This is a genomic window from Thermogladius sp. KZ2Tp1 (assembly GCF_051131135.1).
Taxonomy (GTDB): domain Archaea; phylum Thermoproteota; class Thermoprotei_A; order Sulfolobales; family Desulfurococcaceae; genus Thermogladius.
The window spans coordinates 1,210,440-1,234,349 of sequence record NZ_CP151274.1; the positions used below are offsets into that span (position 1 = coordinate 1,210,440).

At 61.4% G+C, this 23,910-nt stretch carries 24 protein-coding genes and 2 CRISPR repeat arrays; of the genes, 10 read left to right on the plus strand and 14 right to left on the minus strand.

The window, feature by feature from the left end; genetic code table 11:
- Positions 1-2: 2 nt before the first annotated feature.
- Positions 3-431, plus strand: a complete 429-nt coding sequence (locus tag WLZ34_RS06650) for a hypothetical protein (protein ID WP_434731255.1) — start codon at positions 3-5, stop codon at positions 429-431.
- Between the two features lie 121 nt (positions 432-552).
- On the opposite strand, the gene pyrE is transcribed toward WLZ34_RS06650, so the two are convergent.
- Together pyrE and pyrF are read right to left on the minus strand one after the other, a co-directional pair.
- Positions 553-1,146, minus strand: coding sequence for an orotate phosphoribosyltransferase (gene pyrE / locus WLZ34_RS06655; RefSeq protein ID WP_434731256.1), 594 nt, complete (start codon positions 1,144-1,146; stop codon positions 553-555).
- The gene (gene pyrF / locus WLZ34_RS06660) at positions 1,134-1,808 is read right to left on the minus strand and encodes an orotidine-5'-phosphate decarboxylase (protein ID WP_434731257.1); all 675 of its coding nucleotides are present in this window, start codon (positions 1,806-1,808) and stop codon (positions 1,134-1,136) included. The genes pyrE and pyrF overlap by 13 nt, the downstream gene beginning before the upstream one ends.
- 150 nt (positions 1,809-1,958) lie before the next feature.
- On the opposite strand from pyrF, the gene pyrB reads away from it, so the two are divergent.
- Entirely contained in the window at positions 1,959-2,882 is a 924-nt protein-coding gene (gene pyrB / locus WLZ34_RS06665; protein WP_434731258.1) for an aspartate carbamoyltransferase, read from the plus strand.
- A 121-nt stretch (positions 2,883-3,003) separates the two neighbouring features.
- On the opposite strand, the gene modD is transcribed toward pyrB, so the two are convergent.
- Positions 3,004-3,849, minus strand: coding sequence for a ModD protein (gene modD / locus WLZ34_RS06670; RefSeq protein WP_434731259.1), 846 nt, complete (start codon positions 3,847-3,849; stop codon positions 3,004-3,006).
- Positions 3,850-4,185: 336 nt separating this feature from the next.
- Between modD and WLZ34_RS06675 the strand changes: the two genes are divergently transcribed.
- The gene (locus WLZ34_RS06675) at positions 4,186-4,371 is read left to right on the plus strand and encodes a type II toxin-antitoxin system CcdA family antitoxin (protein ID WP_434731260.1); all 186 of its coding nucleotides are present in this window, start codon (positions 4,186-4,188) and stop codon (positions 4,369-4,371) included.
- Positions 4,372-4,532: 161 nt separating this feature from the next.
- Complete coding sequence (locus tag WLZ34_RS06680) at positions 4,533-4,802, plus strand: hypothetical protein (RefSeq protein WP_434731261.1); 270 nt, start codon at positions 4,533-4,535, stop codon at positions 4,800-4,802.
- Positions 4,803-4,820: 18 nt separating this feature from the next.
- On the opposite strand, the gene WLZ34_RS06685 is transcribed toward WLZ34_RS06680, so the two are convergent.
- The 7 genes from WLZ34_RS06685 to WLZ34_RS06715 all read right to left on the minus strand — a co-directional run bounded on the left by WLZ34_RS06685 (position 4,821) and on the right by WLZ34_RS06715 (position 12,612).
- Positions 4,821-5,690 carry an ABC transporter permease gene (locus WLZ34_RS06685; RefSeq protein ID WP_434731262.1) on the minus strand — a complete coding sequence of 290 codons (870 nt, stop codon included), beginning with the start codon at positions 5,688-5,690 and terminating at the stop codon, positions 4,821-4,823.
- Positions 5,687-6,667: an ABC transporter permease gene (locus WLZ34_RS06690; protein ID WP_434731263.1), complete on the minus strand. Its 981-nt coding sequence runs from the start codon at positions 6,665-6,667 to the stop codon at positions 5,687-5,689. The genes WLZ34_RS06685 and WLZ34_RS06690 overlap by 4 nt, the downstream gene beginning before the upstream one ends.
- A 14-nt stretch (positions 6,668-6,681) precedes the next feature.
- On the minus strand, positions 6,682-8,580 hold the full coding sequence (locus WLZ34_RS06695; protein WP_434731264.1) for an ABC transporter substrate-binding protein: 1,899 nt from the start codon (positions 8,578-8,580) through the stop codon (positions 6,682-6,684).
- Between the two features lie 136 nt (positions 8,581-8,716).
- A complete protein-coding gene (locus tag WLZ34_RS06700) occupies positions 8,717-10,459 on the minus strand; it encodes an alpha/beta fold hydrolase (protein ID WP_434731265.1) in 1,743 nt (580 codons plus the stop codon).
- A gap of 93 nt (positions 10,460-10,552) precedes the next feature.
- Positions 10,553-10,720, minus strand: coding sequence for a hypothetical protein (locus WLZ34_RS06705; protein ID WP_434731266.1), 168 nt, complete (start codon positions 10,718-10,720; stop codon positions 10,553-10,555).
- Positions 10,721-10,975: 255 nt separating this feature from the next.
- Positions 10,976-12,418, minus strand: a complete 1,443-nt coding sequence (locus WLZ34_RS06710) for a sodium:solute symporter family transporter (RefSeq protein WP_434731267.1) — start codon at positions 12,416-12,418, stop codon at positions 10,976-10,978.
- A complete protein-coding gene (locus tag WLZ34_RS06715) occupies positions 12,415-12,612 on the minus strand; it encodes a hypothetical protein (protein ID WP_434731268.1) in 198 nt (65 codons plus the stop codon). Before WLZ34_RS06715 ends, WLZ34_RS06710 begins: the two co-directional genes overlap by 4 nt.
- Before the next feature lie 59 nt (positions 12,613-12,671).
- On the opposite strand from WLZ34_RS06715, the gene WLZ34_RS06720 reads away from it, so the two are divergent.
- From WLZ34_RS06720 to WLZ34_RS06730, 3 genes are all read left to right on the plus strand, one after another.
- A complete protein-coding gene (locus tag WLZ34_RS06720) occupies positions 12,672-13,154 on the plus strand; it encodes a DUF7343 domain-containing protein (RefSeq protein WP_434731269.1) in 483 nt (160 codons plus the stop codon).
- Between the two features lie 30 nt (positions 13,155-13,184).
- Positions 13,185-13,682: a hypothetical protein gene (locus WLZ34_RS06725; RefSeq protein ID WP_434731270.1), complete on the plus strand. Its 498-nt coding sequence runs from the start codon at positions 13,185-13,187 to the stop codon at positions 13,680-13,682.
- A gap of 937 nt (positions 13,683-14,619) precedes the next feature.
- Positions 14,620-14,766 (plus strand): hypothetical protein, encoded by a 147-nt coding sequence (locus WLZ34_RS06730; protein WP_434731271.1) that lies wholly within the window; start codon positions 14,620-14,622, stop codon positions 14,764-14,766.
- A 38-nt stretch (positions 14,767-14,804) separates the two neighbouring features.
- Here WLZ34_RS06730 and cas4 read toward each other — a convergent pair whose 3' ends face one another.
- The gene (cas4, locus tag WLZ34_RS06735; protein ID WP_434731272.1) at positions 14,805-15,047 is read right to left on the minus strand and encodes a CRISPR-associated protein Cas4; all 243 of its coding nucleotides are present in this window, start codon (positions 15,045-15,047) and stop codon (positions 14,805-14,807) included.
- 361 nt (positions 15,048-15,408) lie between these two features.
- Positions 15,409-15,895: a CRISPR direct-repeat array (repeat unit 24 nt; unit sequence GAAGCAATCAAGAAGAATTGAAAG).
- Between the two features lie 108 nt (positions 15,896-16,003).
- Positions 16,004-16,563: a CRISPR direct-repeat array (repeat unit 24 nt; unit sequence GAAGCAATCAAGAAGAATTGAAAG).
- A gap of 300 nt (positions 16,564-16,863) precedes the next feature.
- On the opposite strand from cas4, the gene WLZ34_RS06740 reads away from it, so the two are divergent.
- From WLZ34_RS06740 to WLZ34_RS06750, 3 genes are all read left to right on the plus strand, one after another.
- A complete protein-coding gene (locus WLZ34_RS06740; protein WP_434731273.1) occupies positions 16,864-17,826 on the plus strand; it encodes a radical SAM protein in 963 nt (320 codons plus the stop codon).
- Between the two features lie 376 nt (positions 17,827-18,202).
- Positions 18,203-19,162 (plus strand): CRISPR system precrRNA processing endoribonuclease RAMP protein Cas6, encoded by a 960-nt coding sequence (gene cas6, locus WLZ34_RS06745; RefSeq protein ID WP_434731274.1) that lies wholly within the window; start codon positions 18,203-18,205, stop codon positions 19,160-19,162.
- Between the two features lie 64 nt (positions 19,163-19,226).
- Positions 19,227-20,549: a hypothetical protein gene (locus tag WLZ34_RS06750; protein WP_434731275.1), complete on the plus strand. Its 1,323-nt coding sequence runs from the start codon at positions 19,227-19,229 to the stop codon at positions 20,547-20,549.
- A 440-nt stretch (positions 20,550-20,989) separates the two neighbouring features.
- Here WLZ34_RS06750 and WLZ34_RS06755 read toward each other — a convergent pair whose 3' ends face one another.
- Genes WLZ34_RS06755 through WLZ34_RS06765 form a run of 3 tightly spaced genes read right to left on the minus strand, consistent with a single transcriptional unit; the run spans position 20,990 to position 23,890 of the window.
- Positions 20,990-21,706 (minus strand): glycerophosphodiester phosphodiesterase family protein, encoded by a 717-nt coding sequence (locus WLZ34_RS06755; protein WP_434731276.1) that lies wholly within the window; start codon positions 21,704-21,706, stop codon positions 20,990-20,992.
- A 4-nt stretch (positions 21,707-21,710) separates the two neighbouring features.
- On the minus strand, positions 21,711-22,979 hold the full coding sequence (locus WLZ34_RS06760) for an MFS transporter (protein WP_434731277.1): 1,269 nt from the start codon (positions 22,977-22,979) through the stop codon (positions 21,711-21,713).
- Positions 22,976-23,890 carry an alpha/beta hydrolase gene (locus tag WLZ34_RS06765; RefSeq protein WP_434731278.1) on the minus strand — a complete coding sequence of 305 codons (915 nt, stop codon included), beginning with the start codon at positions 23,888-23,890 and terminating at the stop codon, positions 22,976-22,978. The genes WLZ34_RS06760 and WLZ34_RS06765 overlap by 4 nt, the downstream gene beginning before the upstream one ends.
- Between the last annotated feature and the right edge of the window lie 20 nt (positions 23,891-23,910).

Consider the following 23,910-nt stretch of genomic DNA (forward strand, 5'->3'; position numbering starts at 1 on the left):
TCGTGGCCTCGACTTTAGGGGGCTTCCTAGCCGGCTTCGGCCTCTGCCTCCTCCTTGTAGGAGCCGCTCTAGCCCTAGTCGCCGGGGACGTGAAGGTGTCGAGAGAGGAGGTCGAGAGGCTCTACAACCTCACCCACTCCCAACCCTACGTCTCCTCGATGAACGCGCTGGCTACCCTCGGGAACTACACCGATAAGCTTGCGAGCGTGCTCGGCCAGCTCGGGCTTACCTCTCTCAGTAACGCTCTCGGGGGCGTCGGCGAGGCGGCGGCCAGGATGAGGGAGGTCTACTACGCCAGCGAGAGGGCCTACAACGCGATGCCCTACGTCGAGAACCTGCCGGTATTGGCCGCGGGCACGATACTGTTGGGGCTCGCTTTAATAGTCGCTGGGCTGCTGAAAATAAGGGGCTCAAGAAGGAGACCAGCGTGAGGCCTAGGCGGCTCTCCACGGTGTGGGGGTAGCCTGCTGTAAGCGCCCCCGTAACGGAGTACACGGCCTCTCAAGTTCTACAACGGGTCAGTAAGGGGCGTTGGGCGGAGGGAAAAAAGAGCTAGGACTGCCTGAAGGAGTCCAGGTAGTCTACTACGCGCCTGTAGTCCTCGTGTGCGATAAGACCCTCCCTCCAGAGGGTCTCGAAGATCTCCCTGGCAGTCGTCAGGGCGTAGAACTCGACCCCGTTGCTCGCCAGGAGCTGCCTCGCGCCCTGCTCCCTGTCCACGACCACGAGGGCCCTGACCACGGTGGCGCCGGCCTCTCTCAGGTAGTTTATGGACCTCAGCAACGTGCCCCCTGTCGTGACCACGTCGTCCACCACCATGACTCTCTTGTACGCGACGTCCCCCTCGACGGCCTGGCCCGTCGCGTGGTTCTTCCTGTTCTTCCTAACGTAGGCCATCGCGAGGCCGGTGCGGCAGGCTAGGAACGCTGCGAGGGGTATCCCGGCGGTCTCTACGCCTGCCACGACCTCGACGCCGTGGAAGGGGACCGTCGAGAGAGCCCTCTCGACAACGCGCACCGCGAGCTCGGGGTAGCTGTACAGCCTCCTCAAGTCGATGTAGAACGGGCTCTCGAGGCCGGACGTCAGCTTGAACAGCCCTAGCTTGACCATCCCGCGCCTGTACAGGTCGGCGGCTATCCACGACAAGCTCTCACCCTCTCGAGCTGCTTCTCGAGGACCGCCCTCGCCGCCTGCCCGGGGCTCTCGCTCCGGGTTATAGCCCGCCCCACGATCTCGTAGTCGGCCCCGGCGCAGAGGGCGTCGCCGGGCTGGGCGCCCTGGTACCCGACGCCCGGTGAGTAGATCCTCAGCGACCCGCCGACGAGCCCGCGGGCGAGCCTGATGAGACTAGGCCGCGTAGCCGGCAGGACGAGGCCGTGGACCCCGAGCCTCAGGGAGTCCTCGACTATCTCGGTCACGTGCTTGTCGATGTACTTCTCGGACCCCTTGTGGCTCATGGAGGCCACTACTATCACCTCGACGCCCAGCTTCTCCGCCTCCTCCACGAGCTTGTCCAGCGAGCCCTCCACGCCGACGAAGCCGTGTGCTATGACAGCGTCGACGCCCTGCTCGGCGAGGACGCTTAGGGCGCTGGCCATCACGTCCCCTATATCGGCCAGCTTCAAGTCAGCTATGACGGGCTTGCCCGTGGCCTCCTTGACCTTTCCTACGGCGCCGACCCCTCTTCTCAGAATGAGTGGTAGACCCACCTTGAAGCCCTGTGCGTAGGGCTCGACCTCTCTAACTATTCTCAGGTAGTCTTCTCCAAGGACCGGGCTGAAGGGTGGATCTAGGGCTACTACCAGCAAGTGCCCTTGCTTCCTATCTTGACGCCGGTTTTTAAATCTAAGCGCGTAAGTACGCTGCGGCCGCCCGTAAATATTTGGTGGGCCTGCTCTCTACGCAATCTATTTACCGCTCCGGCGCCGATAATATACCTGTCGGGTCGGGTGAAAACCTTGTACAAGGGCATGGACGTAGTGTCGGCCCTCCAGTTCTCTAGGAGCGACGTCGAGCTACTGATACATGTCGCCGAGGACCTCCGTAGAGCCGTGGAGAGGGGTGAGAGGCTCGACATCGCGAGGGGCAGGGTGATGTTCACAGCGTTCTTCGAGCCGAGCACGAGGACTAGGCTCAGCTTCCAGTTCGCAATGGTCAAGCTGGGCGGATCCGTCGTGGACCTCGGGCCGGAGGAGGTCAGCAGCATGGCGAAGGGGGAGACGCCCGAGGACACTTTGAGGACCGTCGACAGCTACGGGCCGGACCTAGTAGTCGTCAGGCACAAGGAGCCGGGGTTCGCGAAGAAGGCCGCGGAGATATGTAAGGCTCCCGTGATCAACGCGGGCGACGGGTATAACGAGCACCCCACCCAGGCCCTGCTGGACGTCTACACTATATGGAGGGTTTTCGGCAGGGTGGACGGGGTGAAAGTGGGCATGATGGGCGACCTGAGGTACGGGAGGACTATCTCCAGTCTCTCCTACACGCTCTCCAACTTCAGGGACGTCGAGATCTACTTCATCTCACCCAAGGAGCTCTCGCCTAGAGAGGAGGTCTTGAAGGTGCTCGACCAGCGGAGGGTGAAGTACGAGCTCTACGAGAAGCCCGACGACGTGATGGAGAAGCTGGACGTCCTCTACGTTACGAGGCTGCAGAAGGAGAGGATGAAGCCCGAGGACTACGAGAGGCTCAAGGGGAGCTACATCATCACCTACGACTACCTGAAGAAGTTCAGCAGGATCCCAGTAATCCTCCACCCGCTACCCAGGGTGTGGGAGCTCACCACAGACGTCGACGTCCTACCCCAAGCAATGTACTTCGAGCAGGCGAAGAACGGGCTGTACACTAGGATGGCCCTGATAAAACTGATCTTAGGCCTGTAGACCCCTAGCCCGTTTTTAAAGGGGGCCGGCCCCTTTCCCCTCCTTTCTCCCCTGAGGACTGTGCGACTGTCAGATGTTACAGGCCGCCCCTTAGACGTTGGAGCGGGGCCTACCGAGGGAGCTAAGGCTGTCTGCTGAAGAGAGTGGTGAAGTCCAGTGGCTTGGCATGGTAGGGGGCCGAGGTCACTATGACGTCTACTCCCGTCGCGGCGTAATCGCCCACGTTCTCCAGGTCTACTCCGCCTCCGACCCCGATCGACACAGCGCTGAACTCGCTCCTCAGCCTCGACACCCAGCTCCTCAGGGTGGCCGGGTCTACGTGGTCGAACTGCACGTAGTCCGCACCAGCCTCGACCGCCTCGAATGCTTCTTCGAGGCTGCCCACCTCGACCCCCACCCGCTTGTAGCCCACCCTGGCCTTAAGAGACCTCACCACCTCTCCCAGCCCCCTGCCCCCGGCGAAAACCAGGTGGTTCCTGAACAAGAGGATCTCGTCCGAGAGACTCTGCCTGTGGACTACGCCCCCGCCAGCCAAGACGGCCTTCAGCCAGAGCCTCCTAAAGCCCGGTGGGGTCTGCCTCGTGGTCGCCACGACGACTCTCGGGTTAACCCTCCTCGCCGCCTCGACCATTAAGCGTGTGTAGGTGGCCACGCCGCTCATGTAGGAGACGAGGGCCTGCGCGACCCTCCACGCGGCGTGTAGCGCACCGGCTCCACCCCTCGCCTCCAGCACTACAGACCCCTCAACCACCTCTAACCCACTCCGCATTAGGCACTCGGCACTAGCACCCACCTTCTCGTAGACTGCCGCGGCCTCTTCGACCCCTGCTAGAACACCCTTACTCCTTGCCACGAGCCTCGCAGTCCCCCTCTCCTCGCTTATACCTAGGTAGAGCGTTGTCAAGTCGAAGTGGGGCAGGTCCTCCCTGAGCAGGGACTCGAGCTCACCATCCATCAGTACACTCATGGTGTAAGACCTCTAGACGTCGAGATATGGGGAGCCGCGGTAATAGCCGTTTGCAAGTGACTCCTGCTGGTCCTCGCAGCCCGCTTCCCTTCCCAAACTCCAACCATAACGTTACGTACTAAAACCAAGGAGAATTCCAAAGCCCTTTTTGCTCCATGTTATCGTCTCCAAGCCCTACAGCTGTGGGGCGTTGCGTGAATAGGCCTGAGCTTTCTCCCCGCGACAATTGACTTAAAACGGCCTGGGGTCAACGCGTGCCCCCCGAGACCGTCCCTGGACCGTCCCGTGGAGCCTCTATAGGGTATCCTTGAAAAGTAGTCATAGAAGGGTGACACGTTGGGCGACTACGTCACGGTCTCCACGAAGGTTAGGAGGGACGTCGTTGAGAGGGCGAGGAGGCCGGGTATAAACGTCTCCGAGCTCCTCAGGAGGGTGCTCGAAGAGGAGGTGGAGAAGAGGGGCTCGAGCTGCTCGGGAGGCGGCTCGAGGAGAACAGGGACGTCCTGGAGTCGCTGGACATAGAGAGGATAGCCGGCCACATAAGAGAGGGCCGGGCGGCGCGTTGTGGAGGGGTCTTCTCTTCGACTCCTCCTCTCTACTCTAGCACTGAAGGAGAGGAGGCTAGACCTACTCGGGCGGAACTACGTTTAGTGGCTGACCTTCTACGAGGCGCTAAACGGGGTGTGGGAGGAGGTCTTTTTCACCGGGCTATAAGAGCTGAGAAGGCGGCTGTACTGGCCGAGGTCCTGAAGTACATGGTAGCCCTGTCTCCAGCCGGCCTCGAGAGGGGGATCTACGAGAAGGCCCTGGCTCTAGGGGTGGCGGTCTACGACGCGTCCTACATAGTCCTCGCGGAGGGGTACGGTTTGACCCCCGTGACCGAGGAGGAAAGGCTGAGGAGCAGGGCTCAAGGGATCGTGGAGGTCAAGAGCCTCAGAGAGCTCGTGGGCTAGGGACTTGAAGCGCCCTCCTCAGGCTTTCCTCAGCCTGGGGTTGACGAACTCCTCTATGGCGACCCCTATAAGGGCCGTGGCCTCTACCGTGAGCGTTATCATGAGGCCGGGGGCCACGATCCACCACCACTTACCGCTCGATATAGCGCCGCTGTTCATGGCCCAGTATATCATGCTACCCCAGGACTCCTGGGTCGGGTCCCCCAGCCCGAGGAAGCTCAGCGAGGCCTCGGCTATTATCGCTCCCCCAATCCTCAGGATCACGAAGGCTACGAGTAGAGGGTAGAGCTGGGGGAGTATGTGCGCCCTCATTATCCTCGCGTTGCTGGCTCCGTAGGCCTTGGCGGCCTCGATGTACAGGGCGCTCTTGAGGGAGACCACCTGGGCCTTCACCAGCCTGGCTATACCCGGCCAGGTGAAGACAGCTATGGTCAAGACGATGTTCTGGTAGCCCTGCCCGAGTATCGCCGCCATGAGTATCATGAACGGCAGTACGGGGAGCAGCAACATCACGTCGGTGACCGTGGAGAGCGCGTCGTCGAGTACACCCCCGTAGTACCCAGCGAGCAGACCCACCACCGTCCCGAGCACGACCGCGGATATCGCCGCCGCGAAGCCGACGAGCAGGGATATACGCGACCCGTAGACGAGCTCGCTGAAGATGTCGTAGCCAGCGTCGTTCGTGCCGAGCAGGTGCTGTAGGGAGGGGGGCTGGAATGGGGGGCCGACTATGTCCCTCGGGTTGTAGGGGGCTATCGACTGCGGGGCTATCGCCATCGCGAGGGGCACCGATAAGAGGACTACCCCGGCCAGCCCCTTCTTGTTCCTGAGCACGGCCGAGACGAGGTCCTTGAGTAGCTGGGTAGTCGAGTAGCCGGCGCCCTTCACTCCAGCCTCACCCTGGGGTCTATGAAGCTGTACATTACCTCCACCACGGTCACCAGGAACAGGGTGAGGGCTGACGTGTACACCACTATACCCAGTAGTAGGGGGTAGTCCTGCTGGTAGACCGCCTGGTAGGCCAGCCTGCCGACGCCCGGTATGGAGAAGACGTTCTCGATCAGCATCACCCCGCTTATCGAGAAGCCGACGTCTATGGCCAGGGAGGTCACGACCGGTAGGCTGGCCGGCCTGAAGGCGTGCCTGAGGAGTAGCTGCCTGTCCGAAAGCCCCTTCGCGGTCGCGACGACTATGTAGTCCTCGCCCAGTATGTTCACCACGCTGTTCCTCATCAGTATGTGGTAGCCCGGTATGGTCAGGACTATGAGGGTGAGCATCGGCAGCCACATGTGGTAGAGTATGTCCGCGACCCTCGCCCAGGGGCTCGTGTAAGTAGCGCCGTAGGTGTAGGCCCCGTAGAGGGGCGCCCAGCCCAGGTAGAAGCCGAAAACTATTAACAAGACCATGCCGAGCCAGAACCCCGGCATCGACCTGACGAACATGAAGGCGCTCATCGAGGCCGTGTCGAACCTACCCCCCCTCTTGTACGCGGCGTACATGCCCGAGAGCATGCCTATCGCAGCCGACACCAGTAGCGAGACGGTGACCAGCGACACCGTCCAAGGGAGGGCCTCCATTATCACCTGGCTGACGGGCTCGAGCCTACTGAAGGATATACCCAGGTTCCCAGTGGTGAAGAACTGCCTGAGGAAGATCGCGTACTGCTCCCATACGGGCTTGTCGAGCCCGAACTCGTGTATAAGGACGTTCCTCATGTCTGGCGGTACACTCGGGTTGGCGACCAGGTAGGCGAAGGCCCCGCCGGGTAGGAGGCGGGGGATGACGAAGGTCAGGGTGAGGATCACGAAGAAGGTCACGAAGCGCGCGACGGCCTTCCTGACCAAAAAATAGGCTAGTTTACCCATCTACCGCCCTCCCCCTACTTCCTCCTAGAGGTGTAGAGGGCGGCTCCCGCGACGGCTGCTAGTACCGCTACGATGCCCGCTACTACGATGGCGACGGGGACTCCCGTGCTAGCCGGGGCTGTGGTCGGCGTGGTGGTCAGCGCCGCCGTTGTGGTCGTGGGTGTGGGGGTTGTAGTAGTGGGCAGTGTAGTAGTAGTGTACTGCGTGGTGTACTGGGTGGGCGCCGCCGTCGCCGTGGGGGTTGTGGTGTAGGTTATCACCACGGGGGCCGACGGCTTGTACTGCTGCGCCTGGATGTTGTAGAGGCTCATGAGGCTGAACCAGTTGTCGGGCGGGGCCAGCGGGTACAGCACCCAGCCGGCCCACCTGTCCACCCTGTACGCGAAGACGAACTGCTGGTGGACGAAGTTGAGTATCGGTACGTAGTCGGCTAGTATCTCCTCGATCCTCCACACGATCTTTTTCCTGGCCTCGATGTCTGGCGTTACGGCCTGCTGCTGGAGTAGCGGGTCTAGGCCTGGTATGACGCAGTGGCCCATGTTCCAAGTCCCGTTAGAGGCGAACATCTGCCTCAGGAGGTCCGGGTCTATCGAGCCCAGGCCTCCGATTATCAGCATGTCGAAGTCTCCCGAGATCAGCTTCGAGACCAGGGTCGTCCACTCGAGAGGCATGTGCTTGACGTTCAGGCCGATCTTCCTCAGGTTGCTGGCCAGTAGCTCCCCGACCCTAACCCTGAGGGGGTCGTAGGCCGGCGAGTATATCGTCAGGGTGATCGGCGTGCCGTTGGGGTACGTCCTCCAGCCGTCGGGGCCCACTTTCAGGCCCAGCTGGTCTAGTAGCTCGGCCGCCTTAGTTAGGTTGAACGGGTACTTCACCTCCTTGGGGGGTAGGTTCGGGTCGTACCAGGGCTGCTCTATAGGAGGTATCTTGCCCAGGGACCCGGGTAGCGCGTAGCCCTGGTATATCACGTCGACGACCTCGGTCAGGTTTATAGCGTAGTGGACTGCCTGCCTGAACAGCGTCTCGTTCATCGGGTACCTCATGCAGTTGAAGTACATGAACCTGGAGCCCAGCTCGGTTACGTTCCATATCCTGATGTTGGGGTCTTTCAACAGGTCTGGTATCGTCGCGTATGGGACGCTCCACGTTACGTCGTCCACGTCGCCCCTCTTGAGGGCGAGCAGCATCGCGTCAGGGTTTGGTATGACGGGTAGCACGTAGGTGTCTATGTAGGGCCTGCCCAGGTGGTACTTGGGGTTGGCCACCAGCATGTAGTACTGCTGCGAGACGTGCTCCCTGAATATGAACGGGCCGCTGCCTACGGGGGGCTCGTTCTTGTACGTCGGCACCTGAGTGGGAGGTATCTTCGACCATATGTGCTCGGGCACTATGAATATCGAGGAGGCCACGAGGGTGAGGAAGGGCGCGTAGGGCTGCGTCAGGTCTATCTCCACGGTGTAGTTGTCGAGGGCCTTGGCGTCCTTTATGTAGGGCGCGTAATCCTTGAACCTGGTCAGGTTACCGTAGTCCCTCAGGAACTTGTAGGTGAAGGCGACGTCCCCGGCTGTGACCAAGAGGCCGTCGTGCCAGGAGGCGTTCTCGTATAAGTGGAATACGTAGACTGTCCCGTTGTCCTTCACCTCCCAGCTCTTCGCCAGTACCCCCACGATGTTGCCGTCGGGGGCGACCGTTGTCAGAGTGTCGTAGACCACGCCGAGGATCATGTACTCCCAGGACGTCGTGTACATCCAGGGGTTCAGCGTATTGGCCTCTCCCATCATAGGGTCCCTAAAGACGCCGCCGGGTACGATGTTCGGGTCTCTGATGATGTAGTTGAAAACCGTTGGCTGCTGCGCCTCCGCCCTTGCTACGAGGGGTAGCGCCCCAGCCAGTTGTGCGAGGAGGGCAAACACGATTAAGGATGCTAAGACGCGCGCCTCTATGTTTCTCACCCCACTTTTATAGTCCTCTCTAAACACGGGGGCGGTATATAAACATGTGCTTTTGCCAATATATGTGGGATTAGAAATTAGTAGACATTGGGGTGGTTCAGCGCTGCGAGCACTTGTCGAGGAAGTACGCGGCGTACACCAATACCTGGGCTAGCTTGTCGGGCCTCGTTATGGCGTGGCCTATGTCGGGTATGACGTGGAGCTCGAACGTCTTCCCCGCCTTCATGAGCTTCTCGACGAAGTGGAGGACAGGCTGTAGGGGCGTCCTCGAGTCGTTCTGGGGCTGGACTATGGCTAGCGGGCTCTTGAGGTCTTCAGCGTAGGTGCTTGGCGACCTCTCCCTCCACAGCTCCCTCTTCTTGTCGAAGAGGATGTCGATGAACTCCCTGAACACCGCGTCGCTGAGCTCGTACATCTCCGCCCAGTCGGCTACGGGGGCGCCGGCTACGCCGCACTTGTAGAGCTCCGGCCTCCTCGTCATCGCCCAGAGAGTCATGTAGCCACCGTAGCTGTAGCCCCATATGAAGGCCCTCTCGCCCAGGCCGGCCTCCAGGCCCCACCTAGTAGCGGCCTCGACGTCGAGTAGGTCCCCGCCGCCCGGGTCCCCTATGTCCATAAGCCTAAACCTCTCCCCGTACCCGGTCGAGCCCCTGAAGTTCGGGGCTACCACGTTGAAGCCCATGGCGACGAGGGGGGCTACGCGGGTGTTCCACTCGTCGGCCGTCTCCCACCAGGGGCCCCCGTGGACGTAGACCACGAACTCCCTCCTAGGCCTCCTAGACTTGAAGACGAAGGTGGGGACTTCGACCCCGTCGGGCGACTTCACTACGACGAAGTCTACTTCCCCGAGGGCCTCCTCGACTTCTGGGGGGAGTTTGGAGACCAGAACCTCCCTCACCGAGCCCCCCTCGTAGGCGTATATACCCGTGGGCCTCCTCAGGCTGGTGTAGGTGAAGTAGATCCTCTCGCCGTGCGGGTAGGCGTTGACGACCGTGCCGGGCGGGGTCTCCACGGCCCTGCCGTCGACGAACAGCCTAGACCTACCGTTCTTCTTCCCGACCACGAAGAGCCTCCCGCCGAACTCCCTGTAGAAGAGGTGCTCGACGGGCCCGTAGGCCTCGTAGTCCGAGCCGGGGTACCTGAGCCTCTGGAACTCCCCGGTGGTGGTGTCGTAGAAGGCCAGCTCCTTCGCGTCCCCCGTATAGGCGTTGGTCTCGAACAGCACCCTCCCCCCGCTCGTTATGGCCGGGGACTCGTTGACGCTCCCCTCTCTCGGGGTGGCAACCCTCATCTCCCCGGTCCTCGCGTCGTAGACGAATATCTCGCTTGACCTCGGGTTCTTCCTCAGGTTACCCGAGCCGACTACCAGCCTGCCGTCGAAGTCCGAGACGTGAGCGTAGCTGTCCAGCCGCTGCACCTCCTCTACTCTACCCCTCCTGTAGACATACAGCGATATCCTGGCCGCCGAGGCGCCGGCGAACGCGATCTCGCTGCCCGTGTCCCTGAAGCCCAGGACTCTCACCGGCTCCATGTTCTCCACGACCACCTCCTCGTCCTTCTCCAAGTCCACGAACCCTATCACCTGGGCCTCCCTCCCCCTCCCCACGTCGCGGGTGAACGGTAATCTACGCTTGTCCAGGCTGACCTCGCCCGGCCAGTGGACGGTGGCCGACACCAGCCTCCTCCTCTCCCCCGTAGCCGGGTCGTAGGCCCATATCGAGTTGAAGCCCCCCTCCATAGTCTGGTAGACTACCCTGCCCCTGTAGTCCACGCCCAGGAGTGTGTAGGTCGGCGTGTAGACTATCGACTCGACGACCCTGGCGACGTCCCCCAGGCCCATTCCCGCCCACCGGAGAAGGCCTGATCCCCCCATTCAGATATATACTTTTCCTCCACCGACGTATCGGAGAGCCGAGTGCTCGCCGGGCCCCCGCTACGCCTCGAGGACCACTCTGTGGACCGAGCACGAGAGGCAGGGGTCGAGAGACCGCACCACCACCTGCCTCGGCGGGTGTAGGTAGTTCTTGGGCGACTGGTGGGAGGTGGTGAAGCCCACACCGCTCCTCAGCCTGTAGCGCCCCGGCCCCGCCTCAGCCTCCACTCTCGGGGGGAGCTCGGACGCGCCCCGGACAACGCCGAAGCCTATCGACCCGCCGTCCAGCCTGTACCCGTAGACGACCAGCCCCCTCTCGTCCCCCAGGAGCGTGTACAGCCTCGCTACGTCCTCTAGCCCTCCCCTGTAGAGCGGGGCCTCCGAGAACCCGTACCTGGTTTCCGTGGATCGGGCCCCGGAGATATAAGTCTGACAGGCCCGCCGGGCTCAGGGGCTTGGCGGAGGGGTGAAAAAGCCTCCTACTCAGGGCCTGCGGGGTGACCCCCGGGAGAGCCTGTGGGCGGCGTAGGAGGCCAGTAGCGCCGCCCCCGAGACGGCCGCGACCAGGCCGGAGACGGGTAGCCCGGCCACCGTGTACGTGAAGGCCCTCCTAGGGCCCAGCGCGACGGCGTAGTAGGTGGCGAGCCCCGCTCCGGCCAGGAGGGAGGCGAGGGAGCCGTACCTCAGCGCCGCGCTGCGCTCGCCGGCGGTGTAGGCGCCGACCAGGGTCAGGAGGCCCACGGGCAGCAGTATCACGCTGGTGAGCACGGAGAGGTCGACGATGAAGCCCGGCTTGAGGGCGGCTATGGCCGTGGCGGCCGCCACCAGGGCCGCGTCCAGCGCCCTCGCCGCGTTCACGCTCCTCGCCCCCAGCGTGGTAGCAACGCTGCTGGAGACGGCGAGAACGATGCTGTTGGCCGTGTCTACCGTGGCCGCGATGATGGAGACGGCTACCACGGAGCCCAGGGCGGGGTCCATGTAGCCCAGCAGTGTCGGGGTCACGTTGTCCCTCGGTATGTCCTCCGGCAGCACGCCCTCTACGGCCAGCCCCCTGGCCGCGAGGCCGGCGGCCACGACCACCAGGGTGTAGAGCAGCCCGTACGCGAAGAAGTAGGCCACCGTCTCCCTGTACGCCCTACCGCTCCTGGGCAGGTAGAGCTTCGCGACGACCTGCGGGTTGGAAACGGCGAAGAAGACCCAGGGTATCGTGTAGGCGAGGAAGACGCTGGGCGTCCAGAAGCCGGTGAGGCCCAGGTAGCCGGCGGAGCCCAGGTCTTCCAGTAGCCTCCCGGGCGTCAGGCCCCTGGAGGGGGTGAAGAAGAGCAGTAGCCAGCCTAGGTAGGCCAGGCCCCCGAACAGCATGAGCGAGCCCTGTAGCAGGTTGGTCAGGGCGACGCTCCACATCCCCGCCACGGCTATCCACGCGTAGACGAGCAGCGCCGAGGCGGCCAGGGACTCGGCCTCCCCGAGCCCCCCGTACCCGAAGACTATCCTGAGGCCGAGGACCTGGGCGGCGAGGTAGGGGAGCATCGCGTAGAGGTAGACGAGGGAGGCGGCTACGCCGAGCGCCCTGCTGCCGTACATGTCCGCCAGCATCTGGCTGGGGGAGACCCAGCCCCTCTCCCTCGACAGCCTGTGTACCCTGTAACCGGCCGTCGACAGCAGGACGGCCGTGCTGGCGAGGTAGGCCAGCTCGAAGCCCAGCGCCCCCGCGCCCGTCGCGTAGGCGAGCCCTACGAGGCCGAGCATCATGAACGCGCTGTAGGTGGTCGCGGCGTAGGTCAGCGCCGAGACGGCGCCCCCCAGCCTCCCGCTCGTGACGTAGTAGTCCCTTATGTCCCTCCTGAAGTACCTCCTCGAGAACAGGGCCAGACCCGTCCCCGCCGCCGCGTAGAGGAGCAGGGCTAGGAAGAAGGCGGCGTTCACTCCCCCTCACCCGACTCGAGCTCGAGGTGTAGGAGGACCAGCAGCCCCACTGCGACGGTCGCCAGCGTCCAGTAGGCGAGGAGCTCGAGGCCCCTGGAGCCAGCCAGCAGCGTGTAGGGGACCGCGAAGAGGGAGGCGAGCAGGGCGAGCTCTAGGGCCGCCAGCAGCCTGCCGGCCTTTTTCCCCGAACACATGTTCGACCCCCCGTTAAGGCATATTACCGGCCCCGGTTTTAAGGGCCTAGTGGTGGAGGATGCCGGGTAGCCTGAGGGAGAGGGTCTGGGAGCTCCTCAGCGGGTACCAGGGGTCGAGGGTACCGCAGTCCTTTATACACAGGGCTCTCGGGGCCAGTAAGAGCAGGGTGAGCGAGATACTCGCGGAGCTGGAGAGGCAGGGCCTGATCGCGAGGGAGGTGGTGGGGAGGAGCAAGGTGGTCTACGTGTACCCCGGGTTCTCGGAGGGGGCGCGGGAGCCCGCGGGGAGGGTGCTGAGGCTCGGCCTCGTCTACTCGAGCGAGTACCTGTTCCTCGGCGGCTTCGTCAAGAGGCTGGAGTCCCGGGGTGTGAGGGTGGAGGTCGTGGTGTTCAGGGACGGCCTCAGGGCCACCAGGGCCCTGGCGGAGGGCGCTGTGGACATGGCCCTCTCCCCCCTCCCGGGCCAGCTCTACCTCTACCCGGCCTACAGGACCTTCAGGGTGGTGCCGGCGGGGGTCAGGGGCGGGTTCAGGGTGATGTAGTCGGGCAGGCCCGGCCCCGTCTACTCCAGCATGATAAGCATCATGGACTACGCGAGGGGCGTCGCCGTCTCGCGGGGGCTCCTCGAGGCCGAGGGGACGGCCTACTTCGACGACCCCTCCCAGGTCTCCTCCAGACCGCCGAGGAGGGGCTTCGTGGTGGCCTGGCACCCAGTCTACCTCGAGCTCGCGGGGAGGGGCTTCAAGCCCGTGCTCGGCCCCGACGACCTCGGCGTGGAGTTCTGCTGCACGCTCGGCGTCTCCAACAGCCTGGGCGGGAGGCTGGCCGCGGCCGCTGCCCGGGCCTACAGGGAGGCGGTCGAGGAGTACGGGAGGCGGCCGGACAAGTGGCTGGAGTACTACTCGGCCCTCACCGGGATAGAGCTCGGCGCCCTCAAGAACGCCGCGGGCGAGTACAAGCCTGTGGAGCTCGACGAGAAGGCTGTAGCGGGGGTGGCCAGGGCCGTGACCCCCAGCGTCCCAGCACCCGCAGCCCACGAGGGAGCCCTAGCCTGGGAGGAGCAGGCTTAAAGCCCCCCGAGACAACAGGAAGACCACAGATGAGGCGGGCCGCGACACCCGGCCAACACCCACAGCGGCGGGGGATGAGGCCGGGCCCCGCACCGCTGAACACACCCACGGAGAAGACAGCAGCTCAAACACCTCCCACAAAGCCTTTCAATTCTCCTTGACTGCTTCTATTCTAAGATCCGGCTAGACAGTCCGCTGACTGTGAAATGTACGCTTTCAATTCTTCTTGATCGCTTCAGCGCTAAGAAGAGGGCCAGGCTAGTGGACATCATCGACTTCTTTCAATTCTCCTTGATTGCTTCCCATGTAAAAGTAAAAATTGGAAGGCCTTACAATTTTACCTTTCAATTCTCCTTGATTGCTTCCCTTTAAAACCCCCCTTCTTATTATAATGTAATAAAGTGGCTTTCAATTCTTCTCGATTGCTTCGTGAACGACCACGGCGAAGAAATGGTATTCGACCACTACTTCCTTTCAATTCTTCTCGATTGCTTCACGACGTCCTCTTACTCGTCGGCCTCAAGAAGAGGGCTCCGAAGGGCGTTGTCGACTTTCAATTCTTCTTGATTGCTTCCGACTTTCGCTCCTTATTTGGTTGTTTAAACTGGATCGGCTATTTAAGCCTTTACGCCCCCTGGTTTTTGCCACCTCTTCGGTCTCTGCGAGGCCTGATCGCCACCTGTTGTTTGTATCTCGTCCTGCGTGGTCCCATGCCTGTCGTGGGACGATCGCCGCATGCGCCTGCTTCCCGTCGGGCCTGCTGGCCTGTGTAATGTCCCCTCTTTACACGTGTGATCGCCTGGCCGCCGCGACCTGGCTTGTTCGACTGCTGTGGCCGCGCCCTCTTCCCTGTTTTCCTCCCATGGCGCGCGTGGGACTTTGCATCCGCGGGAGGGCTTTTTACCCCCGGCCCCCCTCAGTTGGTCTGGGTGCCCCGTTGAGGGTCTTCGTAGCCCCCCTCGGCTTCCACGAGGACTCCGTCCTCAGGATGCTGGTGCACTGCAGGGCCTCGCCCGGGGACAGGCGGTGGCGGTCACCTGCAGCCCCCTCGCACCCGGGTCTAGGAGGGCGTTCGAGTCCCTGAGAGCCCAGTGCCTGAGGCAGGGGCTGCCCGAGCCCCTGCTAGTCGAGGTCTCGTGTAGCAGGTCCTACGAGGCCTTCCCCCTCAGCCAGACGTCCCTCCTCGTCGGGCAGTACTTGCCCGCCACCTCGCTCACCCCCGAGGCCCAGGTAGGCCCTGGGCTTAACCGGCGGCCTGTCCCAGCTCCACCCCCTCAGCTCCTCCTCCACGGGGTCCGCCCTAGACCACGCGTAGAGCCTGCGGACGCTCCTCAGGACAAGCCTCCTGGCGAACAACCCCGGCACCCGGGGGAGGCTCTGGGAGGACAGGGATTTAAAACAGGCGGTCAAACGCCAGGGGGAAGTCCCACGTGCTACATGGGACGGGCAGCCGCCGGGGAGCCCGCGCCGCGGGGGCGGAAAACGGGAACACGCCGAGGGCCGATCACACGTGTAAAGAGGGGACATTACACCGGGCATAAAACGAGACAGGAGGCAGGAACCAGAAGAGGTCGTCCCATGAGAGCCATGGGAGGCAGAGCCCCCGGGCAAGAGGGGGCTGGGGCGATCAGGCCCCGAAGAGGCCGCCGAGGCAGGCAAAAACCAGGGGGCGTAAAGGCTTAAATAGCCGATCCAGTTTAAACAACCAAATAAGGAGCGAAAGTCGGAAGCAATCGAGAAGAATTGAAAGTTATCATATTTTCCGAGTAATTGATTGATCACATGGGTTTTGAAGCAATCAAGAAGAATTGAAAGCCGGACTTTTGGAATGTGCCCGCTTGGATGGGATTCCTGTCGAAGCAATCAAGAAGAATTGAAAGTGGTCGTCAGCGCGATGTCGAGGATCTGCTTTGCGAAGTCGAAGCAATCAAGAAGAATTGAAAGTTTGTCTACACTACGTAGTATATATACCGTTATGCGTATGAAGCAATCAAGAAGAATTGAAAGTTAGTCAGCATCGTCGTGATCTCGGTCTTCGAGTTGATCTTGGTGAAGCAATCAAGAAGAATTGAAAGAACTGGAAGGCGTTGAGTGGCAGGGCATTTAACAGCACGAGTCGCATGAAGCAATTAAGAAGAATTGAAAGGCCGCTGTCTTGACGATCCTCAGGGTCTGCATTATCACTCTTGAAGCAATCAAGAAGAATTGAAAGTCAACTACGTGTGCTACACCTTTTCTGAATAGCCTGCCCTTCTGAAGCATCAAGAAGAATTGAAAGACGTTACCATCCACGTTCGTGTACGGCATGCGCTTCACGTCAAGAAGCAATCAAGAAGAATTGAAAGGTCCTTCTGCTCTTGTAGTATCCGCTGGTACGCCTCCAGGAAGCAATCAAGAAGAATTGAAAGAACATCTACGTGGACCTCTCGCTGTACAACACAGTAATGTGAAGCAATCAAGAAGAATTGAAAGTAGTAGTGAGACGTAGTCGCGTATGCGGTCTATTATGTCCGCTAACATGAAGCAATCGAGAAGAATTGAAAGAGTGGCGTCGAGAATATACCCGAGAGCCTCTCACTCGTTTTCACTCAGAAGCAATCAAGAAGAATTGAAAGTAAACTGCCTCTCGTCGTCCACGATATTAGTCGTAGTGTTGAAGAAGCGATCGAGAAGAATTGAAAGGAAGGTCCTCCTACCCGCGAGCGACAGCGGGAAGAGGGTAGAAGCAATCAAGAAGAATTGAAAGGAAGAGAGAGGTGGACAACATTAGGCGCTGGGACTTTATCCTGAAGCAATAATGAAGAATTGAAAGAGTAGAATACTCACGCCCTCTAGGTGAGATAGTGTTCAAGGTCAAGAAGCAATAATGAAGAATTGAAAGGTAGCTGGAGATATGCTTGCCACCCTCGTGGCTGTTGTAAAGGTGTCTCCATCAACAACTCTGTAGACTTAGCAAACAACGTCTATCTCCCAGCCATCGCCACTGTAAATAGGTGTGTATGCATCCGGTTTAACAGCATTAGCTATGAAAATTGCTATGGCCAGGACAATGAGTGTAAATACAAAACGGGGCTTTAGCAAAGGCGGTCTCACACCCTTTACCAGTTTAGCTGTTCAAATTAAATAGGGGTTGCTACCTTGCCAATGTTTTTTAAATCTGTATAGTCTAGCTCTGTATTGGTTGGTAGCTACGCCAAGGTATGTGTTTGGACCTGTTACTTCTAGGAGGCTTGGGGTTAGCCTGGGGGTGAATAATGTTCCATATAAAACCTGTTCGTATTCCTGCATCTACTGCCAGCTTGGCAAAACAACGAACCTTACTGTTGAGAGGAGAGTGTTCTACGATTGGAGAGATGTTGTTGGTGATGTTGTAAGAGCTGTGAACGAGTTTAGGGGAAGAATCGACTACGTTACGTTTGTTCCAGATGGCGAGCCTCTTCTAGACAAGAATATTGGGCTCGAGATTAGGAAGATAAAGGAGAGCGTATATCCGAGGGTGGCTGTCATCACAAACTCCTCTCTTCTACACCTCGAAGATGCTAGAATGGATCTTTTGGAAGCTGATCTAGTATCTGTGAAGATTGATGCTGTTGATGAGAATGTGTGGAGAAGGATAAACAGGCCCCACCCAAAACTATCTCTTTCATCTATTCTTGATGGCGTGAAGGAGTTTGCAAAAAGCTTCAGGGGGGTGCTCATAACAGAAACAATGCTCGTCGATAAAGTGAATGCAGACGCTGCAATAATGGAAAGGGTTGCGTCATTTATAAAGTTGATAAATCCCGCAAAAGCGTACATATCCATCCCAATAAGGCCACCGGCAGAGCATTTCGCAAGGCCTCCAAGCCCTGAAAAACTTGTTGAGGTATATGAAATATTTAGGAAGATGCTGGGAGAGGGAAAGGTTGAGCTTCTCAACACACCAGAGCCCCCTCCACCATCTGCACATGGAAGCCCAGAGGACTGGATTCTCTCAACAGCCTCAGTACACCCAATAAGACTTGAACACGCCCTAAACTCTCTCAAGGCTATTTCAGAAGATCCTGAAGAGCTTATAGCAAAGCTTGAGGCAGAGGGGAAGATAAAGATAGTTGAATACGCAGGGTCAAAATTCATAGTGAGGTGCTTTGAAAAAAGAAAGTAGTGTTTCCATAACCCAACATTCAATTCGCTGCATTTCTGGCTGCGAACATGTAAAGCTAATCAATTTGAGGATGAATTCTGGGAAAACATCCTCAAAAGGACTGAGGAGTTGGAGAAGCAAGATAAAGATTGAGAACAATTTTCTTAGAGTTTGGGGAAGAAAGGTTGGTATTGAGAGAAGGAGCTGAGGCTCGTCGCCTCCGTCGCGGGCGCTGTCATAGTCGCCGACTACGCCGTCTCGCTCGTAGCGAGGGGAGGGTACAGCGGCCTGGTCGAGGCCTGGGAGAGGGGGTTGCCGCACCTCACTTGTTGTGCTGGGTGTTGCGTGGGGTACGCTAAAAAGCCCCTGCTACAATAGAGTTTAGCCGCTGGTCTCCATGTCGGCTGGAGAGTCGAAGCTGGCGCTCTTCAAGGTTACCGCCTACCTCGACGGGTTCAGGGGCTTCGTCTACACGGGCAAGCTGTCGAAGACCCTCGTCATCACGGCGGTGCCGGAGCTCGCGCCGCACTTCCAGCCCTCCTCGGGCTCTCCCCCCAAGCTCGTTCACGTCTCCCCCCTCTACAGGGAGTCCGGCGGCAGGGTCGAGGCCGTCTACACCAGGCTCTCGTGTAAGGGGGGCCGACTGGCCAGGTGCGACGACGGGGTCCCGAGGCCCGTCTTCCTCGAGGGCTTGTACACCTTCTACCTGGGCCTCTCGACCAGCCTGTTAGACCCCGGCAGAGTGCTATCGGGGCTGACGAGCCTGGAGGGGTATTTGGAGTTCATGAAGCAGAAGGTCAGGGTCTCGGTGAGGCAGGTCGAGTACATAGACCCACACTCCCTGGCCTCGAGGCTGCTGGACGAGGCCGCCTCCAAGGGAGGGCTCAAGGTGGTGTTCTCCAGCCCCACGCAGCTCAGGAACCCGTTCAGGAGGGGGAGGCACAAGTCCTTCCTGCCGTCGCCCCTCAACGTCTTCTCCACCCCCGCCTACATCTACGTCTACCAGAGGTGGGGGTTCAAGCGGGGCAGGTTCCTCAAGCTCCTCAGGGTCCTGGACAGGGTCTTCAACGAGACCTACACCGCTCTCAAGACGGTCAAGCTGACATGGTTCGTCTACGAGAAGCGGCCCGAGCCGGGGCTAATAGGCTACGCGAAGTACGCGGTGAACGACTACTACTACGAGGAGTACAGCAAGAGGCTGGGGCTGAGGGAGGCCATCGAGGGTGTGCTCGCGGCGGCGGTAGCGCTGGGGACGGGGACGGGGAGGGCCGCGGGGCTCGGGCACGTCTTCCTCGAGCCAGCGGAGCTGGGCGCGGAGAGGGGCGCGCCCAGGGCGGCCGCGGGCGGGCCCCAGTAGGGCGCGGGCCGAGCCCGGAAGACTTATCAGCCCCGGGGGAGAAGTCTAGACACGGTACAGTCGGATGAGGCTGGTCTTACAGTACTCGCCCAGGTTGCAGGTCCTGGCGGGCTCGCTGGGCTACGAGCTCCTCACCGGCGAACGCTTCGAGGAGGTAGTGGTCGTCTCGGAGGCGCAGATAAGCGACGCTGAGCAGCGGCGGCTGCGGGAGCTCGCGGAGGCGGTGGGGGCGGGCCTCAGAGTCGTGGTCCTGGGCGACGACCTGAGGGCCTGGGCGTCCCTCGAACTGCCGGACGGCGTGGTCCTCGACATAACCCCCGGCCGGAAGATCTACGCGCTGTTCCTCCTCCAGAAGTGCCTGAAGGCAACAGGCTGCCGGGCCAGGTACCTCCTCGTGAGGGACGAGGCTAGGTACGGCTACAGGTTCTTCGGCTACATGCCCAGGTGGGCCTTCAAGTTCATAGAGTTCCACCCGGAGCTGCGCGAGGTCTGGGTGGACGTAGGCGGGGCCCGCGAGGCCTACAAGCACCTGAGGCCCCCGCAGCCCCTGAGGGTCGTCCCCGAGACGCTGCACGCGCTGGTCAACCTCTACAGCCTGTCCGGCGAGGAGTACTTCGAGGTCGAGGCGTGCGGGGGCTTCGCGAGGTTCAGGTTCGCGGAGGCGGGGCTGACGCTCGAGAACTACCACGAGGCGGGGAGGGGGGACGTCGAGGCCTTCAGAGAGGCCGTCTCAAGCCTGCTGGTGCTGGAGAGCCACGGGCGGGTCCGCGAGAGGATAGAGAGTTGCTTCGCGGAGGGGGGCGTCGTCGTCCCGGACACCAACATACTCGTACACGGGAGGTTCTTCGACGAGCTGAGGAGGAACTACAACCAGGTCGAGGTGGTCGCCCCCGTCTGGGGCGACATAGTACACCACGTCGTCGGGGAGAAGTTGACGACCAAGAGCAAGATGATGACGCTGGCCCTCAAGAGGGCGGAGGCCCTCAACAAGGTGGTGCCGTCGGGCGTCCGGGAGGCCAGGGGGGACAAGGCGATACTAGACGCCCTCAAGGAGCTCGCCGACACGAGGAGGAAGGTCTGCTTCCTCACCGCCGACCAGAGGCTACACCAGCTCGCCAACAACGTCTTGAGGGGGGACTCCATACTCCTCGAGGTGCCCGGGGAGCCCGAGCACGGCTCGCCGGTGTGCGTGGAGGACCTCTACAACCTCTTCCTCAACCTGGCGTACTGGTGCGGCTCCCTGGCCCTCAGGGTGGGGGGCAGGGTCTACAGGGTGGAGGCCAGGGAGGACTCCTTGACCAAGTGGCCCCCGGAGCTCAGGCTGCGCGAGCCGAGCGACCCGGTAGAGGTCTACTTGGTGGACAAGGCCGTCAGGGCCACCCTCTGACCTCGCTACGCGCCTCGCACTCGGAGGGACGCGCAGCGTTCTATGGGAGTTAGATTAGAGATTCTCACCCCGGTCGGTTTACGCCTTCACAGACGCTGGGTGCGGCGGCTCAGCCCCCGCCGGCCACTCGCCGAGCGAGTCGGGGGGGTGGGGTCATGTCAGCTCCGCGACCCTCCTCACCGCGGTCGGGCTAGGATGCCGTCATCACCCTTAGTGCCCTTATTAGCCAACGGGGGTTTAAGGCCGCTTCCGGCACGAGGTACAGGTCTGTCTCGGACCCGGCGCGAGTAAACAAAGGTGGAGCGGCCTACCTTCTGGGGGAGGCGACGCGGGTCAGGCGGGTAGATGAGCGGAAGAGCGGGCCCGACTTGCTGGAGGCGGTGGTGTGCCGGGTGTGAGGAGATCGGGGGGGCCCGCGCCCCGATAGGCCGGCTTCCGCTCTACTCCCCGACGCCTCTCAGCGCGCGGCCCACCTTCTCGACCTCGTCTGTTATAATGGCGTCGCAGTGGGGGGCCCACCTCAGGGCCTGCTGGGGGTCGTTCACAGTCCATACGTAGACCTTGAGCCCCGCCCTCCTCGCCTTCTCGAGGTAGTCCAGGGCCTTCCCGCCCAAGGCCTCGAGCCCCTCCACGGGCGGGTTTATGGTGTGTAGCCCTATCTCCCCGCTCCTCCTCAGCCCCCACTCGGCCTTCTCCAGGCTGTCCACGTTCAGCCCTATCATTAGCCTGCTCGACAGCTCCCTCGCCCTCACGAGGGCCTCGGGTATGAAGCTTATTAGCACGGTCTCGTCGAGCCTCCCGTGCTCCACGGCGAGACCGACCACCTCCCCTACGACGTCCACGTCCTTGGCCTCGACGAGCAAGAGCTTGCCGGCGGGGAGGGCCCGGAACACCTCGTCGAGTGTGGGGACCACCTGCCCCATCCCGAGGTAAGCCCTCCTGAGCTCGCTAACGCTGCTGCCCTTCACGGGGAATCTCACGCCCGCCACTCTCTCCGTGTCCTCGTCGTGTATGACGACGGATCTCCCGTCACCGGCCGCCCAGACGTCGAGCTCCACGCCGTCGGCTCCGTAGTAGAGGGCGGCCATGAACGAGAGCAGCGTGTTCTCCGGGTACTTCGCGCTGTAGCCCCTGTGGCCTATTAGGAGGGGCCTCATACCCCTACCCCTCCTCCACCCTGCTCTTAGGGTAGAGGCCGAGCATTAACACCCACACCGCTAGCGGGACGAGCCAGAGGAGGACCACCGTGGCGATGGAGACCTTCGACGCCAACGGTATACTGTAGCCGAGGGACTCGACGAGGAACGCCTTGAGGGCCCCGTACAGCGTCGGCCCGACGGCCCAGCCGAGGCTGTTCAGTATGTTGAAGACCGCGAAGACGGTCGCCCTGTACTCCCTCCTGACTACCTCGCTCAGGACGCTGCTTATGTTCGGGTAGGAGAGCGTGGTGAACATCATGCCCAGCAGAGCGAGTGCTGCCGGGGGCAGTAGGGAGGCTAGACTCTCGTCGCCGTAGGGGTACGGGTAGAGGACGAAGCTGAGCATGACGGCTATGCCTACGGCGACTCCGAGCAAGCTCACCTTCACCCTCCCGAGCACGTCGCCGGCCCTCACCCTCCTGTCGGCGAGGACGCCGCCCGCGACGTGCCCCGCGATTATCGAGATCGAGGCGAGCGTGAGTATGGTTGCGGCGACCGCCCTGCCCACCCCCCACGCGTCCTCGAGGAAGTTGACGGCGTACCTTGTGATCGCCCCCCACGGCATCCCCCAGAAGAAGATCAGGACTAGCAGGGCGACCACGGCGGGGGAGGCTATGGACTTGAGGACGCCCGAGGCCCTGTACTCCGAGACCCCGCCCGCCTCTACCCGGAGCCTCCTGTATGCTCTGGAGAGGGCCGCAACGGCCGCGATGGTGAGGGCGATGACCAGCGCCCCGAGGAAGGTGTAGCCCAGTCTCCAGGACAGCAGGAGGCCAGTCACGAGGCCGAGCGGGTAGCCGACCACTGTACTCGCATAGTAGACGGCGTAGCCCAGCCCCCTCTTGGAGACGGGTACGGTGTCGGCTATAGAGCCCATTAGAGCAGGGTAGACCCCCTGCATCCCTACCGCGAAGAGCGTGAATGCGACTGAGAGGAGGAGGAAGCTCGTCGAGGCGCCGACCATTACGAGGCCGACCCCCATTAACAGGCCCGAGAACAGTATCGTCTTCACCTTACCGACCTTGTCTGCGACGACCCCCATCGGGACGCTGAGGGCTATCGCTATGATGCTGGGTATGGTGACCAGGTAGAGGCCTGCTATGGCCTCGTACTCGAACTCCCTGCCGGGTATGACCCCCTCCCTCCACATCGGCTTCACGACAGCGGCGTACATGTAGTTGGCTGTGAAGTAGGCGAGGACCAGGAGGGCTAGGAAGACGAGGTGTCTCACCGCCCAGCCACCCCCTGCATGCTCCTCTCGAGGAAGGCTAGGAGCCTCTTCTCGTACTCGGCCCTAAGCGACCTCCACGCCCCGACGTGCCCGGTGTCGACTACCCAGAACTCCAGCGCCCTGGTGGCCTCGGAAAGCCTCGAGGCTAGGGCGCGGTACTCCTCGGCGCTTATCAGGTCGTCTCTACTCGGGGCTACTAGGAGGACCGGCGCCCCCACCTTTCTAGCGTACTCGTACATCACGAGCTTGCTCACGGGCACCCCCGCCCTCCTAGAGACCATGAGGATGATCAGGGGGTAGGACAGCCTGAGCAGCGCCCCCACCGGCCCCCTCACTCGAGAGATCCACCTCCTCCCCGAGGACCTGATGTCGACGTAGGGGCTGTCCAGGACGACGGCGTCGACGCTCGTTTTCGAGGCGGCGATCAGCGATACGGCGCCGCCCATTGAGAAGCCGTAGAGGGCTACCTTCTTGAACCCCATCCCCCTGAGGTAGGAGACCAGGTCTACGACGTCCTCGGACTCCCTGTAGCCCAGCGTGGTTATATCGCCGCCGCTCTCCCCGTGCGCCCTCATGTCGAGGGCGACGACGGTGTACCCCGCCCTCCCCAGAACCTCGATAGCCGGCTTCATGTAGTCCTCGTCCCACTTGCTGGACGTGTAGCCGTGTATCACCACGACCGCCTTCTCCCGGCTGCCCTTGACGAGCCAGCCCTTCAAGGTCACCCCGTCCCTTGTGGTGAAGGCGAAGGGCTCGTAGTCTAGCCCGAGGTCCCTCGGAGTCCAGTTGGACACTCTTCTCGGGGGTCTGAGGAGCCTCCTAGAAGCCGCGGAGGCCACAGCCACCAATGCGAATGCTAGGACCAGGAGGACCCCGGCCAGGATTGAAACGAGTAGTACAAGGAATCCCACAGGAGGCACCGATTATTCTT

Bases quoted from the DNA above. Each gene is read 5' to 3' on its own strand.
- modD (WP_434731259.1), bottom strand. From the start codon at position 3,849: ATGAGTGTACTGATGGATGGTGAGCTCGAGTCCCTGCTCAGGGAGGAC.
- WLZ34_RS06690 (WP_434731263.1), bottom strand. From the start codon at position 6,667: ATGGGTAAACTAGCCTATTTTTTGGTCAGGAAGGCCGTCGCGCGCTTC.
- WLZ34_RS06700 (WP_434731265.1), bottom strand. From the start codon at position 10,459: ATGGGCCTGGGGGACGTCGCCAGGGTCGTCGAGTCGATAGTCTACACG.
- WLZ34_RS06715 (WP_434731268.1), bottom strand. From the start codon at position 12,612: ATGTGTTCGGGGAAAAAGGCCGGCAGGCTGCTGGCGGCCCTAGAGCTC.
- WLZ34_RS06720 (WP_434731269.1), top strand. From the start codon at position 12,672: ATGCCGGGTAGCCTGAGGGAGAGGGTCTGGGAGCTCCTCAGCGGGTAC.
- WLZ34_RS06725 (WP_434731270.1), top strand. From the start codon at position 13,185: ATGATAAGCATCATGGACTACGCGAGGGGCGTCGCCGTCTCGCGGGGG.
- cas6 (WP_434731274.1), top strand. From the start codon at position 18,203: ATGTCGGCTGGAGAGTCGAAGCTGGCGCTCTTCAAGGTTACCGCCTAC.
- WLZ34_RS06750 (WP_434731275.1), top strand. From the start codon at position 19,227: ATGAGGCTGGTCTTACAGTACTCGCCCAGGTTGCAGGTCCTGGCGGGC.
- WLZ34_RS06755 (WP_434731276.1), bottom strand. From the start codon at position 21,706: ATGAGGCCCCTCCTAATAGGCCACAGGGGCTACAGCGCGAAGTACCCG.